This is a genomic window from Corallococcus praedator (assembly GCF_003612125.1).
Lineage (GTDB): Bacteria > Myxococcota > Myxococcia > Myxococcales > Myxococcaceae > Corallococcus > Corallococcus praedator.
In genome coordinates this window covers 1-397 of the sequence record NZ_RAWI01001356.1, presented here as the reverse complement: position 1 = coordinate 397, position 397 = coordinate 1, and the positions used below count along the sequence as shown (strand labels likewise).

The 397-nt window shown below is 70.5% G+C and carries 1 protein-coding gene; it reads left to right on the top strand.

Translation table 11 applies throughout. From position 1 onward, the window contains the following. The coding region (locus D7Y13_RS44440) for a helix-turn-helix domain-containing protein (RefSeq protein ID WP_147452780.1) at positions 1-204 on the top strand (204 nt) is incomplete at its 5' end. Positions 205-397 lie beyond the last annotated feature (193 nt).

Genomic DNA, 397 nt, shown 5'->3' with positions numbered 1-397 from the left:
CATCATCCGTCCCCCCGCGAGGTGCGCGCGAAGGCGGGGCTCACGCAGGAGCAGATGGCGCCCCTCATGGGCCTCAGCCTGTCAGGCTATCGCAAGATCGAGCAGGGCCAGCGCGGGCTGCAAGGCTCCGCTGCCGCGCTGCTGCTCGTCCTCGACCGCGAGCCCGAGGCGGTCAAGCGGGCCCTCGACCTAACAACCGGCTAGCGGCCTTACCATTCAGCGGGGCCGCCACGCCTGCCCTTCCCTGCATCTCACCTTCCTCAAGTATCCTCGGGGGGTGAGCCGCCTCTGCGCGGCGAGGGGGGCAGATGGCCCCCCTGCCCGTCCGTGCCGGCGCGTCGGTCCTGTCCCAGGCGAGCGCATCTTCGAGTTGCGTCGTGCTCGACCGCTTCAGGTA